The 15,172-nt window shown below is 69.1% G+C and carries 13 protein-coding genes; 6 read left to right on the forward strand and 7 right to left on the reverse strand.

Annotated features, from left to right (window positions below):
• Positions 1-5: 5 nt before the first annotated feature.
• Entirely contained in the window at positions 6-836 is an 831-nt protein-coding gene (locus ACGFZS_RS32085) for a carbohydrate ABC transporter permease (protein ID WP_393798007.1), read from the forward strand.
• A gap of 100 nt (positions 837-936) precedes the next feature.
• Complete coding sequence (locus ACGFZS_RS32090; protein WP_393798008.1) at positions 937-1,653, forward strand: XRE family transcriptional regulator; 717 nt, start codon at positions 937-939, stop codon at positions 1,651-1,653.
• An 87-nt stretch (positions 1,654-1,740) separates the two neighbouring features.
• On the opposite strand, the gene ACGFZS_RS32095 is transcribed toward ACGFZS_RS32090, so the two are convergent.
• On the reverse strand, positions 1,741-2,766 hold the full coding sequence (locus ACGFZS_RS32095; protein WP_393798009.1) for an ATP-dependent 6-phosphofructokinase: 1,026 nt from the start codon (positions 2,764-2,766) through the stop codon (positions 1,741-1,743).
• Between the two features lie 205 nt (positions 2,767-2,971).
• Here ACGFZS_RS32095 and pta point away from each other — a divergent pair, with 205 nt between their 5' ends.
• From pta to pyk, 3 genes are all read left to right on the forward strand, one after another.
• The gene (pta, locus tag ACGFZS_RS32100) at positions 2,972-5,062 is read left to right on the forward strand and encodes a phosphate acetyltransferase (RefSeq protein WP_393798010.1); all 2,091 of its coding nucleotides are present in this window, start codon (positions 2,972-2,974) and stop codon (positions 5,060-5,062) included.
• Positions 5,059-6,267, forward strand: coding sequence for an acetate kinase (locus ACGFZS_RS32105; RefSeq protein ID WP_393798011.1), 1,209 nt, complete (start codon positions 5,059-5,061; stop codon positions 6,265-6,267). The genes pta and ACGFZS_RS32105 overlap by 4 nt, the downstream gene beginning before the upstream one ends.
• A 73-nt stretch (positions 6,268-6,340) precedes the next feature.
• Positions 6,341-7,771 (forward strand): pyruvate kinase, encoded by a 1,431-nt coding sequence (gene pyk / locus ACGFZS_RS32110; protein ID WP_393667039.1) that lies wholly within the window; start codon positions 6,341-6,343, stop codon positions 7,769-7,771.
• Between the two features lie 99 nt (positions 7,772-7,870).
• Here the strand turns inward: pyk and ACGFZS_RS32115 are convergent, their stop codons facing one another.
• The 4 genes from ACGFZS_RS32115 to ACGFZS_RS32130 form a co-directional block, all read right to left on the reverse strand.
• Positions 7,871-9,235, reverse strand: a complete 1,365-nt coding sequence (locus ACGFZS_RS32115; RefSeq protein WP_393798012.1) for a hypothetical protein — start codon at positions 9,233-9,235, stop codon at positions 7,871-7,873.
• Positions 9,225-9,779: a DUF6114 domain-containing protein gene (locus ACGFZS_RS32120; protein ID WP_393798013.1), complete on the reverse strand. Its 555-nt coding sequence runs from the start codon at positions 9,777-9,779 to the stop codon at positions 9,225-9,227. Before ACGFZS_RS32120 ends, ACGFZS_RS32115 begins: the two co-directional genes overlap by 11 nt.
• Before the next feature lie 116 nt (positions 9,780-9,895).
• Complete coding sequence (locus tag ACGFZS_RS32125) at positions 9,896-10,528, reverse strand: DUF6230 family protein (RefSeq protein ID WP_393798014.1); 633 nt, start codon at positions 10,526-10,528, stop codon at positions 9,896-9,898.
• A 621-nt stretch (positions 10,529-11,149) separates the two neighbouring features.
• Positions 11,150-12,124 (reverse strand): tetratricopeptide repeat protein, encoded by a 975-nt coding sequence (locus tag ACGFZS_RS32130; protein WP_393798015.1) that lies wholly within the window; start codon positions 12,122-12,124, stop codon positions 11,150-11,152.
• Positions 12,125-12,370: 246 nt separating this feature from the next.
• On the opposite strand from ACGFZS_RS32130, the gene ACGFZS_RS32135 reads away from it, so the two are divergent.
• On the forward strand, positions 12,371-13,006 hold the full coding sequence (locus ACGFZS_RS32135) for a TetR/AcrR family transcriptional regulator (RefSeq protein ID WP_359224256.1): 636 nt from the start codon (positions 12,371-12,373) through the stop codon (positions 13,004-13,006).
• Between the two features lie 21 nt (positions 13,007-13,027).
• On the opposite strand, the gene ACGFZS_RS32140 is transcribed toward ACGFZS_RS32135, so the two are convergent.
• Together ACGFZS_RS32140 and ACGFZS_RS32145 are read right to left on the reverse strand one after the other, a co-directional pair.
• Positions 13,028-14,728 carry a methylmalonyl-CoA mutase gene (locus ACGFZS_RS32140; RefSeq protein ID WP_393798016.1) on the reverse strand — a complete coding sequence of 567 codons (1,701 nt, stop codon included), beginning with the start codon at positions 14,726-14,728 and terminating at the stop codon, positions 13,028-13,030.
• An 83-nt stretch (positions 14,729-14,811) separates the two neighbouring features.
• Positions 14,812-15,150: a DUF3817 domain-containing protein gene (locus ACGFZS_RS32145; RefSeq protein WP_355727414.1), complete on the reverse strand. Its 339-nt coding sequence runs from the start codon at positions 15,148-15,150 to the stop codon at positions 14,812-14,814.
• Positions 15,151-15,172: the final 22 nt, after the last annotated feature.

A 15,172-nucleotide genomic window follows, 5' to 3' on the forward strand; every position in this document is an offset into this window, starting at 1 on the left:
CGGACATGCCCCGCCGTCAACGCCGTTCGCACCGGCTCGCCGCCGACCTCGGGCTGCTGATCGTGGCCGCCGCCTTCGTGCTCCCGCTCGCCTGGGTGGTCCTCTCCGCCGTCGATCCGCACGCCGGTCTGCGGGTCAGGATCCCGGACGGGTTCACCTTCGGGAACTTCGACGCGATCCTCACCCCGGACATCACCTACACCCCGCTACTCAACAGCCTGTTCCTGTGCGGCGGCGCCACCGCGCTCACCGTCGTCTGCTCCGCCCTCGCCGCCTACCCGCTCTCCCGCTACCGCTCCCGGTTCAACCGGCCGTTCCTGCTCACCATCCTCTTCGCCACGAGTCTGCCCATCACCGCGATCATGGTGCCGGTGTACGCGCTGTTCGTCCGGATCAACCTCATCGACACCATGCAGGGCACGATCCTGTTCTTCGCCGCCTCCCAACTCCCCTTCGCCATCTGGCTGATGAAGAACTTCATGGACGGCGTGCCGAAGGAGCTGGAGGAGGCCGCCTGGACGGACGGCGCCAACCCGCTCCAGTCACTGATCCGTATCGTGCTGCCGCTCATGGGACCCGGCCTCGCCGTCGTCACCGTCTTCGCCTTCGTGATGATGTGGGGCAACTTCTTCGTCCCCTTCATGCTGCTGCTCTCGCCGGACCAGATGCCCGCCTCGGTCAGCATCAACGACTTCTTCGGCAACCGTGGCATGGTCGCCTACGGCCAGCTCGCCGCGTTCTCCGTCATCTACTCGACTCCGGTGATCCTGCTGTACGTGCTGGTCGCGCGGCGGCTGGGAGGCGGGTTCGCCCTGGGCGGCGCCGTCAAGGGATGAACAGGTAAGGACCGCTTGTGAATCCGTACGTTCCCACAATCCGTGTTCCTGGCCGAACGGACCGTAGTCAATACCCCCGCGCACCCCTACCTTGTCGGCTGTGCGCCGACCCCCAGCTCTTCCGAACCAGCCAGGCCCCCCCTTCAACGCCTCCGCCGCCCGCAGATTCCGTGCGGCGCTCGGCATGGGGCCCGAGCACGTGGCGTACGACTTACAAGCCTCGTACGGGATGCCGTACGCCACTCCGGATCTCGTACTCGCCTGGGAGGGCGGGGAGTCGGTTCCCACCAGTCCCGAACTGACTGCCCTCGCGGGAGTGTTGTGGTGCACCCCGGGTGAACTGATCGGCCGCCCGCGGACCTTGCGCGAACACCGGATCGCCCGCGGCCTGGCCCCGGAGGACGTGGCGGCGGCCCTCGGACTCGGTCTCCTCCCGTACCTGCAGCTGGAGGAGGACGAGGAGTGGCGGGGCACCGACCGCCTGACCGTTGTCCTGGCCGATTTCCTCCGCCTCTCCCTGCCGGACGTCATCGCGCTCACGGGGAAGGAGGAGCAACTGGCGGAACTGCTGCGCAGCGCCGTCACCACCACCCGGCGGCAGCCCTACGTCCGCCAGGTCTGCAAGCTGATCCCCCTGGACAAGCGGCTCATCGAACAGACACTCGGCGAGCTGCACGACTTGTACCAAGCACAACTGGCGACAACGCTGTCATGGGGCGACTTCACCGCCACGAACCGGATACAGAAGCTGGGCGAGGACTTCCTGGCCGGCATCGTCATGCACTTCTGGAACACGGTGGAGAAGGGAACTTCCTGAACGCCCGTGGCTAGAGCGCCCCGTAAGGGGCGCGGGGAACTGCGCGCTCAACCCCCACCCACCCGCAGCCGGACTCGAACCCCAGCCCTAGAAGACCGACTCCGCCTCGTCCATCCGATCCTTCGGCACCGTCTTCAACTCGGTCACCGCCTCCGCGAGCGGCACCATCGCGATGTCCGTCCCGCGCAGCGCCGTCATCCTCCCGAAGTCCCCCCGGTGCGCCGCCTCCACCGCGTGCCACCCGAACCGCGTCGCCAGCACCCGGTCGTACGCCGTAGGCGTCCCGCCCCGCTGGACGTGGCCGAGGATGACCGGCTTGGCCTCCTTGCCGAGCCGCCGCTCCAGCTCGTACGCCAGTGCCGTACCGATGCCCTGGAAGCGCTCGTGACCGTACTGGTCGATCTCGCCCTTGCCGTAGTCCATCGTGCCCTCGCCGGGATGGGCGCCCTCCGCCACGCACACCACGGCGAACTTCTTGCCGCGGGAGAACCGCTCCTCGACCATCTTGACCAGGTCGGCGGGGTCGAAGGGCCGCTCGGGGAGGCAGATGCCGTGGGCGCCGGCGGCCATGCCGGACTCCAGGGCGATCCAGCCGGCGTGCCGGCCCATCACCTCGACGACCATCACCCGCTGGTGGGACTCGGCGGTGGTCTTGAGCCGGTCCATCGCCTCCGTGGCGACGCCCACCGCGGTGTCGAAGCCGAAGGTGCGGTCCGTGGAGGAGATGTCGTTGTCGATGGTCTTGGGGACGCCGACGACCGGCAGGCCCGCGTCGGACAGCATGCGGGCCGCCGTCAGCGTGCCCTCGCCGCCGATCGGGATCAGCGCGTCGATGCCGAACTCCTCGACCATGTCGGTGGCCCGGTCGCACGCCTCGCGCAGCCGGTCCCGCTCCAGTCGCGACGAGCCGAGGATCGTGCCGCCGAGGGCCAGGATGCCGCTGACGGCGTCCAGGTCGAGGGTGCGGTAGTGGCCGTCGAGCAGCCCCCGGAAGCCGTCCTCGAAGCCGATGACCTCGTCGCCGTACTGCGCGACAGCGCGGTGTACCACCGATCGGATGACGGCGTTCAGGCCGGGGCAGTCGCCGCCTGCGGTGAGAACTCCGATGCGCATGGTGGTGTGTCTCCTGCTCGCTGTCGTTGCCGGTGAGCCGATCCGATTGTTTCATGCCACGCGGGGCGGTGAAATCCTGACGGGCGCCTTATCCGGCGTCGGGGGTATTGTCAAGAGGGTTCCGCTCACCCCGGTGGGCGATTTTTGTGCGGCCGCACCAGGTACTACACAGAGCACCAGTACTACACAGAGACGGAGTGCCCACGTGACGCGCAGCGTGTACGTGACCGGGATCGACCGCGGCGACGGCCGCCAGGTGGTCGAACTGGGCGTGATGGAGCTGCTGACCCGGCAGGTCGACCGGGTCGGCGTGTTCCGCCCCCTCGTCCACGACCGGCCCGACCGCCTGTTCGAGCTGCTGCGTGCGCGGTACCGCCTCGCCCAGGACCCGGCGACCGTCTACGGCCTGGACTACCACGAGGCGTCCGCCCTCCAGGCCGAGCGCGGCGCCGACGAACTGGTCTCCACCCTCGTCGACCGCTTCCACCTGGTGGCGCGGGACTACGACGTCGTCCTCGTCCTCGGCACCGACTACGCCGACACCCAGTTCCCGGACGAGCTGTCCCTCAACGCCCGGCTCGCCAACGAGTTCGGCGCCTCGGTGATCCCGGTGGTCGGCGGCCGCGACCAGAACACCGAGTCGGTGCTGGCGGAGACCCGCAACGCCTTCCGGGCGTACGACGGCCTCGGCTGCGACGTGCTGGCGATGGTCGCCAACCGGGTCGCCCGCGAGGACCGCGACGAGATCGCCGAGCGGATCGAGGGGCGGCTGCCGGTGCCGGTGTACGTGCTGCCGGACGAACCGGCGCTGTCCGCGCCGACGGTCGCCCAGATCACCCACGCGCTCGACGCGAAGGTGCTGCTCGGCGACGACTCGGGGCTCGCCCGGGACGTGCTGGACTTCGTGTTCGGCGGGGCGATGCTGCCGAACTTCCTGCCCGCCCTGACCCCCGGCTGCCTGGTCGTCACCCCGGGCGACCGCGCCGACCTGGTCGTCGGCTCGCTGGCCGCGCACAGCGCCGGCACCCCGCCGATAGCCGGCGTGCTGCTCACCCTCGACGAGCGGCCCAGCGACGAGATCCTCACCCTCGCCGCCCGCCTCGCCCCGGGCACCCCGGTCCTCTCGGTGGCCGGCAACAGCTTCCCGACCGCGGGCCGGCTGTTCTCCCTGGAGGGCAAGCTGAACGCGGCCACCCCGCGCAAGGCGGAGACCGCGCTCGGCCTGTTCGAGCGGTACGTCGACACCGCCGGCCTCAACAAGCGGGTCTCGGCGCCGAGCAGCGGCCGCCTCACCCCGATGATGTTCGAGCACAAGCTGCTCGAACAGGCGCGTTCCGACAAGCGGCGGGTGGTGCTGCCGGAGGGGACCGAGGCGCGGGTGCTGCACGCGGCGGAGGTGCTGCTGCGCCGGGGGGTATGTGACATAACACTGCTCGGCCCCGTCGACCAGATCCGCAAGAAGGCCGCCGACCTCGGCATCGACCTCGCCGACGCCCAGCTGATCGACCCGGCCACCTCCCCCCTGCGCGACACCTTCGCCGAGCAGTACGCCCTGCTGCGCGCCCACAAGGGCGTGACCGTGGAGCTGGCCTACGACGTGGTCGCGGACGTCAACTACTTCGGCACGCTCATGGTCCAGGAGGGGCTCGCGGACGGCATGGTCTCCGGGTCCGTGCATTCGACGGCGGCGACGATCCGCCCGGCCTTCGAGATCATCAAGACCAAGCCGGGGTCCTCGATCGTCTCCTCCGTGTTCTTCATGTGCCTCGCCGACAAGGTGCTGGTCTACGGCGACTGCGCGGTGAACCCGGACCCGGACGCCGAGCAGCTCGCCGACATCGCCGTCCAGTCGGCCGGTACCGCCGCCCAGTTCGGGGTGGAGCCGCGGATCGCGATGCTGTCGTACTCGACGGGTACGTCCGGTTCGGGCGTCGACGTCGACAAGGTGCGGGAGGCGACCGAGCTGGCGCGCTCGCGCAGGCCGGACCTGAAGATCGAGGGGCCGATCCAGTACGACGCGGCCGTGGAGCCGAGCGTGGCCGCCACCAAGCTGCCGGGGTCCGAGGTCGCCGGGCAGGCCAGTGTGCTGATCTTCCCGGACCTCAACACCGGCAACAACACGTACAAGGCCGTGCAGCGGTCGGCCGGCGCGATCGCGGTCGGGCCGGTGCTGCAGGGGCTGCGCAAGCCCGTCAACGACCTGTCCCGGGGCGCTCTCGTCCAGGACATCGTCAACACCGTCGCCATCACGGCGATCCAGGCCCAGAACCCCAGTGAGAAGGCGTCCGAGCAGTGAGCCGCACCCGTGTCCTCGTCCTCAACTCCGGCTCCTCGTCGGTGAAGTACCAGCTGCTGGACATGCGGGACAGCAGCCGGCTGGCGGTGGGTCTGGTCGAGCGGATCGGCGAGCAGACCTCCCGGCTGAAGCACTCCTGCCTCACCACCGGTGGGACCCGCGAGCTGACCGGGCCGATCGCCGATCACGAGGCGGCCCTGAAGACCGTGGCGGAGGAACTGGCGAAGGACGGGCTCGGGCTCGACTCGCCGGAGCTGGCCGCGATCGGGCACCGGGTGGTGCACGGCGGGATGTTCTTCACGGAGCCGACCGTGATCGACGACGAGGTGCTCGCCGAGATCGAGCGGCTGATCCCGGTCGCCCCGCTGCACAACCCGGCCAACCTGACCGGTATCCGCACCGCGCGGGCGCTGCGTCCGGACCTGCCGCAGGTGGCCGTCTTCGACACGGCGTTCCACACGACGATGCCGGAGTCCGCGGCCCGTTACGCGATCGACCCGAAGATCGCCGACCGGCACCGCATCCGCCGCTACGGCTTCCACGGCACCTCGCACGCGTACGTCTCGCGGGAGACCGCGCGGCTGCTGGGGAAGGCGCCGGAAGAGGTGAACGTGATCGTGCTGCATCTGGGCAACGGGGCGTCCGCCTCGGCGGTGCGGGCCGGCACGTGCGTGGACACCTCGATGGGGCTGACGCCTTTGGAGGGACTGGTGATGGGAACCCGTTCCGGTGATCTGGATCCGGCCGTCATTTTCCATTTGGCGCGAGTTGGCGGAATGTCCATGGACGAGATCGACACTCTTCTCAACAAGAGGAGTGGTTTGTTCGGTCTGTGCGGTGACAACGACATGCGGGAGATCCGGCGCCGGATCGACGAGGGTGACGAAGAGGCGGGGCTCGCCTTCGACATCTACATTCACCGCTTGAAGAAGTACATCGGTGCGTACTACGCCGTCCTCGGCCGGGTGGACGCGGTGGCCTTCACTGCGGGGGTCGGCGAGAACGCGGCCCCGGTGCGGGAGGCGGCCGTGGCGGGCCTGGAGGGGCTGGGGCTCGCCGTCGACCCGGAGCGGAACGCGGTGCGCGGGGACGGGGCGCGGCTGATCTCGCCGGCGGGGGCACGGGTCGCGGTCGCGGTGGTGCCGACGGACGAGGAACTGGAGATCGCCACCCAGACGTACGCACTGGTCGGAAATAACAGCTGAGCAGCTTAACGCCCATTTGTATCTTCCACCAGACGGAATATTCCGTAGCGAAACAAACCGATAGGATCGCCCCATGCGCCGTTCGAAAATCGTCTGTACTCTCGGCCCCGCGGTCGACACCCACGAGATGCTCGTCTCCATGATCGAGGCCGGCATGAACGTGGCCCGGTTCAATTTCAGCCACGGCACGCACGCCGAGCACCAGGGGCGGTACGACCGCGTCCGGGCCGCCTCCAAGGAGACCGGCCGGGCCATCGGGGTCCTCGCCGACCTGCAGGGCCCGAAGATCCGTCTGGAGACCTTCGCCGAGGGACCGGTGGAGCTGGAGCGCGGTGACGAGTTCGTCATCACGACCGAGGACGTCCCGGGCGACAAGACCATCTGCGGTACGACCTACAAGGGCCTGCCGGGCGACGTCTCGCGCGGCGACCAGATCCTGATCAACGACGGCAACGTCGAGCTGAAGGTCCTGGACGTCGAGGGCCCGCGGGTGAGGACGATCGTCATCGAGGGCGGTGTCGTCTCCGACCACAAGGGCATCAACCTGCCCGGCGCGGCCGTCAACGTGCCCGCGCTGAGCGACAAGGACATCGAGGACCTGCGGTTCGCGCTGCGCATGGGCTGCGACATGGTCGCGCTGTCCTTCGTGCGGGACGCCAAGGACGTCAACGACGTCCACCGGGTGATGGACGAGGAGGGCCGCCGGGTCCCCGTCATCGCCAAGGTGGAGAAGCCGCAGGCGGTCGAGAACATGGAGGGCGTCGTGCTGGCGTTCGACGCCGTGATGGTCGCCCGTGGCGACCTCGCCGTCGAGTACCCGCTCGAGAAGGTCCCCATGGTGCAGAAGCGCCTCATCGAGCTGTGCCGGCGCAACGCCAAGCCGGTGATCGTGGCGACCCAGATGATGGAGTCGATGATCACCAACTCGCGGCCGACCCGCGCCGAGGCCTCCGACGTGGCCAACGCCATCCTGGACGGCGCCGACGCGGTCATGCTGTCCGCCGAGTCGAGCGTGGGCGCGTACCCGGTCGAGACCGTGAAGACGATGTCGAAGATCGTCACCGCGGCCGAGCAGGAGCTGCTGAGCAAGGGCCTGCAGCCGCTGGTGCCGGGCAAGAAGCCGCGTACGCAGGGTGGTTCCGTCGCGCGTGCCGCGTGCGAGATCGCGGACTTCCTGGGCGGCCGGGGCCTGGTGGCCTTCACCCAGTCCGGCGACACCGCCCGCCGGCTGTCGCGCTACCGCGCCCAGCAGCCGATCATCGCCTTCACCACCGACGAGAACACCCGCAACCAGCTCACCCTCAGCTGGGGCGTGGAGTCGCACGTGGTCCCGCTGGTGAACAGCACGGACGCCATGGTGGACATGGTGGACATGGAGCTGGCCAAGATCAACCGCTTCAACCCGGGCGACACCGTGATCATCACGGCCGGTTCGCCCCCCGGTGTCTCCGGCACCACCAACATGCTCCGCGTCCACCACATCGGCGGCACCGCCGGCAACTGACGCACCCGCGAAGGCTCTTGTACGGCGCTGAGGGCGCCCCCTGTGACCAGGGGGCGCCCTCAGGTGTTGCGCGGCTCCCGAACGGGCTTGTGGGCGCGCTCAGCCGGTGGTGTACACGTGCATCCCGGGCACGTGCAGGGTGCCACCGAACTGGCCGGCCTGGACGACCTTCACATTGGTGAAGTAGATCAGCGGGATGTTCAGCGGCGGCGGGTTGTCCGGGTCGAACGTGATCGGGATCAGACCGAACAGGTTGCCGGAGATGGACTCCGTGTACATCACCGTGTCGCCGTCGCGGATGGTCGACGTCGAACCGGAGGCGGCCTGGACGTGGTACGTCTTGCCGGACAGCGAGTCCTTCACCGTCTGGTGCAGGTCGCCGATGTCGGTGCCGCCCGAGATGACGTACTTCAGCACCTTCTTCTTCTCACCGCTGGCCGTCTTCACCTCGACCACACCCTGGTAGTCGGCGCTCTTCAGCAGCAGCGAGCTGGCGTTCAGGTACCAGGGGTCGTCCGCCACCGGCACCTTGTTGTCGACGCCGCTCTCGTCGTCGGTGGCGACCGGGCAGTCGTCGGCCGACGCGCTCGAACTCGCGGAGGCGCTCGGCGAGGCGGTGTCCGTGGCGGCGTCCGTGGCCGCCTCGGTGGCGTCGTCGGCCGCCTTGGTCGCCGTGTCGGTGGTGTCCTTCACGGTGTCCGTGACCGTCTTTGCCGCTTCGGAGGCGGTGTCCTTGGCGGTGTCGGACGTGCTGCTGTCCTTGCTCGACGAGGAGTCCGAGGACGACGACGAGTCCGAGGTCGCCGAGGGCGAGGGGGTCGCGCTCTCGGTGGCCGTCGAGCTCGACGAGGTGGACGTCGTCGAGCCACCGCTGAGGATGCCGGTGATCGCGTCGCCGATCGAGTCCAGCAGTCCGCCGCTGCTGCTGCTCTCGGAGGCGGACGGCGACGGGCTCGCCGTGCTGCCCGAGTCCGAGGAGCCGGACGAACCCGACGAGTCCGAGGAGCCGGACGTCGAGGACGACTTGGACGCGGACGGCGTCGGAGTGGCCGTGTCGTCGGAACCTGAATCCGAGGACGAGGACGTGTCCGAGGAGGACGTGGAGTCCTTCGCGTCGTCCGACGCCGTGGCGGACGGCGTCGCCGAGTCCGTGGCGTCGTCGCTCGCGCTCGCCGAGGCGGAGGGCGAGGAGGACTCCAGCGCGGAGACACAGTCCTTGTACTCGTCGGCCGTGAGGCTCTTCGAGGTCGGCGACGACGTGTTGTTGCTGTCGGCGAGGGCGAGCGTCGATGTGAAGCCCATGCCCATGAGCACGGCCGTCGGCATCGCCACGGTGGCTATCGCCTTGCCCGCCGGCATGTGGAACCTGGTGAACAGCGGCTTCTTTGGTGCCGCGTGGCGCGGCCCGGTTCTCACACGGGACTCGTCCACCCCAGTCCCGTGGGTCACCTCGTCAGCCGGCACTGTGCCTCCCGTTCGCCCCGTCCAGCGGGCTCGTTCCTGACAGGTCATTCGCCTCGTCCACGCCGTCCGCACCCGTGAAGTAGGTGACCTCGTCGGGGGTGTCGCTCCCGGCCGGGGGGACGTGGCCCTCCGGCTGCGGCTGCGGGGGGACACCCGGCGACCAGGCCACGGCCATCGCTCCGCCGACCAGGGCGAACAGGAAGCCCACGACGAAGCCGCCGAAGTTGGACACGGGCAGGGACACCAGCGCGAGCAGGATCGCGGCGACTCCCGCGAAGGTCCGTACGTGCTTCTGGAACCAGAGGCTGATGCCCAGGACGACGAGCAGCACACCGATGATCAGGGATCCGGCACCCGCGGTGGTCGACATCGCGATCGTGAGATGACCGAGCTGGAGATGCGCGTACGGGAAGTACATGATCGGAAAGCCACTGAGCAAGACGAAGAGACCGGCCCAGAACGGACGTGTTCCCCGCCAGTCACGGAACTGCTGCCTCCGGTGGCTGAACTGACCGGGTGCGGCGGCAGGGGTCTCGGCGCTCATGGAAAACAGCTCCCTGGTGCGGTGTTGCTGTGGTGGTGATGTGTACCGCGCGTGAAGCACGCCCGGAGTGTGGACGGGCGGGGGTCCCTAAGGCCCCCCGCCCGTTCATTGAGTGCTCAGTAGCACTCGTGCGTTCCGGTCGACACCGACATGTGCAGACCGCTCAGCTTGAAGGTTCCGGCAGTGGTGGCCCACGCCGTCTGCTTCACGTTGGTCAGCGTGGCCGAGTCGGCCTGCTGCGAGAAGCCGTACGGGTTGGCCTGCTCGCTGCCACCCTTCATGCCCGGACCCTTGCTGGCGTCCTTGGCGGCCACACCGATGTCGATGTTGGTGAACGTCGCGTCGGCGCTCAGGTCGTCGAGGTCGATGTAGAGGTTCGACGCCTCGACCGGGGCGTCGGCGCCGGCCTTCAGCGTGAGGCTGACCGAACCCAGAATCGGGATGTTCGGCGTGACCACGGACTGGCACATGTTCTGGATCTTCGCGCTCTTGAACGCGGAGACAGCGACGGGGTGAACCGTCTTGTCGCCACTGAGCGTGTAACCCGAGTCAAGAGCTCCGTACTGCTCGAAGCCCGTGCCCTCAAGCTTGTCCGCGGTCACCTTGAACGACTGACCGGAAACGCTGAACGACGCGGCGAGAGCGCCCTGCGCGAGGGCGACACCTATACACGCCGTGGCGGCGACGCTGGGCACCATGACCACAGCGAACCGCTTCCATCTGGTCCCGCCACGCACCTGGGACTCCATATTTCCTCCTTCTCGGACGTACATCTCCTGGCCCGGACTCGCCCCCAACGGCGGCTCAACCGGGCAGGGATGGGAGAAGTGCTACGTCCTCGGAAGGGGAGCGCCCGAGCTCACAGGCGCGAACCGCACCTCGATCACCGGCGATCACCCCCGAGCGACAACCACTGGTCGCGCCTGACACGCATCACGCACAACCTTGCTGGACAGGCTTCGCCTCAGGCGAAGACCCCCCTGCCCAAGAGCCGGCGCCACTGCCGCCGACTCTGCTCGGTGGGGACCCAGATGAACCCGCGCGCCCGACTGGTTGTTGGGGTACGGGAATGGACCGAGCGTCGCCGATCGTGGTGCATTCTCGCCGCCCGCACAAGGGGCTTCGTTACTGGGTAGTAACGGGCGGATAACCGAAGGACGACCCGCTGGTCTCGGAGAGCGACTCTGGGTGGCTTCGAGGGGGAGAACAAAACTGTTGATCAGTGGACGGAACCAGACAGATCAACGCCCCTGATTTACTGCGAGTAACAGCGGCCGCGATTACCAAGATTTGGTAAAGAGCGGCCGCCGTGACACCTCGTCGGCAAATCTTTCACTCGGGCATCACAGGACGTGACGTTTAGCGACTGGTCAGAACAGCGCCCGCGCCAGCGCCCGGCGCGCCCCCACGACCCGGGGATCGTCGGTGCCGACGACCTCGAAGAGCTCAAGAAGCCGCAGCCGTACGGCGTCCCGGTCGTCCCCGGCCGTCCGCTGCACGGTCTCGATCAGCCGCCCGAAGGCGTCCTCGACATGCCCGCCCACCAGATCCAGGTCGGCGGCCGCGATCTGCGCCTCGGCGTCGCCCGGCTTGCCGGCCGCGTCCTCGCGCACCCGCTGCGGGTCCATCCCCTGCACCCGCTTGAGCAGCTCGGCCTGGGCGAGCCCCAGCTTGGCCTCGCTGTTGGCCGGGTCGTCGCTCAGCACGTTCTGGTACGCCTGGACCGCACCGCCGAAGTCACCCGCGTCCAGCGCCTGGACGGCGGCCTCCAGGAGGGCGTCGTACGGACCGGCCGGGATCGCGGTCTCGGCCGGGGCGGCACCCGGCTGCGCGTCCGGGTCGACGACCAGGCCGGTCAGCCCGAAGCGCTCCTCGGCGACCTGGATCAACTGGTCGAGGGTGCCGCGGATCTGCTCCTCGCCGGCCGCCCCCTGGAAGAGCGGCAGGGCCTGCCCGGCGACGACGGCGAACACCGCGGGGATCCCCTGGATCCCGAACTGCTGCATCAGCATCTGGTTGGCGTCGACATCGATCTTGGCCAGCAGGATGCGGCCGTTGTACTCGACGGTGATTCGCTCCAGGACCGGGCTCAGCTGCTTGCAGGGCTGACACCACTCGGCCCAGAAGTCGATGACGACGGGGACTTCGGCGGACCGCTGCAGGACATCGCGCTCGAAGCCGGCTTCGTCGACGTCGATGACCAGATCGGCCGGGGAGACGGCGCCGGCACCACCCTGCCGGGCCGTTTCGGCGCGCGTCTGCTCGGCCTTGGCCTTGGCCTCCTGGGCCGCCTTCACCGCGGCGAGGTCGACGACGCCGCTCATGGACATGTTCCGTGGCTGCATGCGTCTATCCTCCCCCGTTCCCGCGCGTGTGTGAAAAGCGTTGTGAAAGACAGGTCTGCCGTGCGCCTTCTGCGGGCGCCGGGTCCCCACCCCACGCCTCATGGTCATCGCCCGTTCGATCGCCCGTGCGGTCGTCCACGAGCTTTCGCTACGACCCGTAGCGTAATCCCTTCGCGGGTCCCGGCGACACCACATTCCGGTGATCTCCCTCACGGCATCACATGAACCGCCGGTTATGGTCGTGGAATGCAGAGCCGCACCCCCGCCAGCCGTACCGGCCGCCCGCGCAGCGCCGCCGCGGACGCGGCGATCCTGGCGGCGACCCGCCAGGCGCTGGTCGAACTGGGCTGGTCCAAGCTCACGCTGGGGGACGTGGCGACCCGCGCCGGGGTGGCGAAGACGACGCTCTACCGCCGCTGGGCCGGCAAGAACGAACTGGTCGTCGACGCGGTGGCGGAGCTGTTCGACGAGCTCGAACTCCCCGACCGCGGCAGCCTGGCGAACGACATCGAGGGCGTGGTGCTCCAGTTCGCGGCGATCCTGGACCGCCCGGAGGCCAAGAGCGGGCTGATGGCGGCGGTGGCCGAGTCGACCCGGGACGAGGCGCTGCGGGAACGTATCCGCGCCTCCATCGTGGACCGTCAGAAGCGGCTGGTGGTGGAGGGCCGCGAGCGGGCCCAGCGGCGCGGCGAACTCCCCGAGCAGCCCGACCCGTGCGAGGCGGACCGCACGGCGGACCTCATCTTCGACCTGGTGGCGGGCTCGGTGGTGCACCGCGCGCTGGTGAGCGGCAAGCCGGCGGACGAGGAGTGGGTGCACAGCCTGACGCGGATCCTGCTGCTGGGCCTGGCGGGCGCGGCGGGCGACGCCGAGGCCCGCTGAGGCGCACTCAGGCCCGGGAGGTCAGAACCCCGCCGGTTCCGTGTACACCCCCCACTCGTCGCGCAGCACCCCGCAGATCTCGCCCAGGGTCGCCTCGGCCCGTACGGCGTCGAGCATCGGCTCGATCATGTTGGCCCCGGAGCGGGCGGCGCCCAGCATCGCGTCCAGGGCGGCGCGCACCGCGCCCTCGTCGCGCGCGGACTTCCGCTCCCCCAGCACCCGCACCTGCTCCCGCTCCACCTCGTGCGAGACGCGCAGGATCTCCAGGTCGCCGGTGACGGACCCGGTGTGGACGTTGACGCCCACCACCCGCTTGTCGCCCTTCTCCAGCGCCCGCTGGTACCGGAACGCGGACTCGGCGATCTCGCCGGTGAACCAGCCGTCCTCGATGCCCCGCAGGATCCCGGAGGTGACCGGCCCGATCGGGTGCCGTCCGTCGGGGTGGGCGCGCAGCCCGCGCTCCTTGATCTGCTCGAAGATCTTCTCCGCATCGGCCTCGATCCGGTCGGTGAGCTGCTCGACGTACCAGGAACCGCCCAGCGGGTCCGCCACGTTGGCGACCCCGGTCTCCTCCATCAGCACCTGCTGGGTGCGCAGCGCGATCTCCGCGGCCTGTTCGCTCGGCAGCGCCAGCGTCTCGTCGAGCGCGTTGGTGTGCAGCGAGTTGGTCCCGCCGAGCACGGCGGCGAGGGCCTCCACCGCCGTACGCACCACGTTGTTGTACGGCTGCTGGGCGGTCAGCGAGACCCCCGCGGTCTGGGTGTGGAAGCGCAGCCACTGCGACTTCTCGGACCGTGCCCCGTACACGTCCCGCATCCACCGGGCCCAGATCCGGCGTGCGGCGCGGAACTTGGCGATCTCCTCGAAGAAGTCGACGTGCGCGTCGAAGAAGAAGGAGAGACCGGGTGCGAGGACATCGACGTCGAGCCCGCGGCTGAGCCCCAGTTCGACGTACCCGAAGCCGTCCGTGAGGGTGTACGCCAGTTCCTGCGCGGCCGTGGCCCCGGCCTCGCGGATGTGGTAGCCGGACACGGACAGCGGCTTGTACGCGGGGATGCCGGCCGCGCAGTACTCCATCAGGTCGCCGATGAGCCGCAGGTGCGGCTCGGGCTGGAAGAGCCACTCCTTCTGGGCGATGTACTCCTTGAAGATGTCGGTCTGGAGCGTGCCGTTGAGCACCGCCGGATCGACGCCCTGCCGCTCGGCGGCGACCAGGTACATGCAGAAGACCGGCACCGCCGGACCGCTGATCGTCATCGACGTCGTGACGTCGCCCAGCGGGATGTCCCTGAACAGGACCTCCATGTCGGCGGCGGAGTCGACGGCCACCCCGCAGTGCCCCACCTCACCGAGCGAACGCGCATCGTCCGAGTCCCGCCCCATGAGCGTCGGCATGTCGAACGCCACGGACAGCCCGCCGCCGCCGTTCGCGAGAATCATCTTGTAGCGCTCGTTCGTCTGCCCGGCGTTCCCGAACCCCGCGAACTGCCGGATCGTCCAGGTCCGTCCCCGGTACCCCGTGGGATACAGCCCCCGCGTGAACGGATACTCCCCCGGCCACCCGATCCGCTCGAACCCCTCGTACACGTCCCCGCCCCGGGGCCCGTACACCGGCTCCACCACATCCCCGGAGAGCGTCGTGAAGTCGGCCTCCCGCTTACGGGCCCCGTCAAACCGGGCCTGCCAGCGTCGGCGGCCCTCCTCGATGGCGTCAGCGTCCATACCATCGAATTTACTAGGACGTCCAAGTAAATGTCGACGATGAACCGCCGTACGGGTGTTCCGTACGGCGGTACGGCCCGGATCTAGACCTTGGCGACGGCGGGAGAGCCCTCGGTCACCTTGGCGTCGAGTTCACGGGTGACCTTGCGCTCCACGAAGAAGGCGGCCGTCGGGATGGTCCCCGCCAGCAGCACCCACAGCTGCTTGCCGACCGGCCACTTCGCCTTGGAGCCCAGGTCGAAGGCGAAGACCAGGTAGACGACGTAGAGCCAGCCGTGCGCGATGGCGACGACCCGCGTGACGTCGCCGGCACCGTCGATATGCAACCCGTACTTGCCGATCATGCTCAGGCACAGCAGCACCAGCAGCACACCGGTGATATAAGCCAGGGCACGGTAGCGGGTCAGCACGCTCTTTTTCATGAGGACGAGCGTAACCACCCGT

It is taken from the genome of Streptomyces sp. NPDC048288 (assembly GCF_043201555.1).
Taxonomy (GTDB): Bacteria; Actinomycetota; Actinomycetes; order Streptomycetales; family Streptomycetaceae; genus Streptomyces.

Bases quoted from the DNA above. Each gene is read 5' to 3' on its own strand.
- pyk (WP_393667039.1), top strand. From the start codon at position 6,341: ATGCGCCGTTCGAAAATCGTCTGTACTCTCGGCCCCGCGGTCGACACC.
- ACGFZS_RS32120 (WP_393798013.1), bottom strand. From the start codon at position 9,779: ATGAGCGCCGAGACCCCTGCCGCCGCACCCGGTCAGTTCAGCCACCGG.
- ACGFZS_RS32145 (WP_355727414.1), bottom strand. From the start codon at position 15,150: ATGAAAAAGAGCGTGCTGACCCGCTACCGTGCCCTGGCTTATATCACC.
- ACGFZS_RS32095 (WP_393798009.1), bottom strand. From the start codon at position 2,766: ATGCGCATCGGAGTTCTCACCGCAGGCGGCGACTGCCCCGGCCTGAAC.
- ACGFZS_RS32125 (WP_393798014.1), bottom strand. From the start codon at position 10,528: ATGGAGTCCCAGGTGCGTGGCGGGACCAGATGGAAGCGGTTCGCTGTG.
- ACGFZS_RS32130 (WP_393798015.1), bottom strand. From the start codon at position 12,124: ATGCAGCCACGGAACATGTCCATGAGCGGCGTCGTCGACCTCGCCGCG.
- ACGFZS_RS32135 (WP_359224256.1), top strand. From the start codon at position 12,371: ATGCAGAGCCGCACCCCCGCCAGCCGTACCGGCCGCCCGCGCAGCGCC.
- ACGFZS_RS32140 (WP_393798016.1), bottom strand. From the start codon at position 14,728: ATGGACGCTGACGCCATCGAGGAGGGCCGCCGACGCTGGCAGGCCCGG.
- ACGFZS_RS32085 (WP_393798007.1), top strand. From the start codon at position 6: ATGCCCCGCCGTCAACGCCGTTCGCACCGGCTCGCCGCCGACCTCGGG.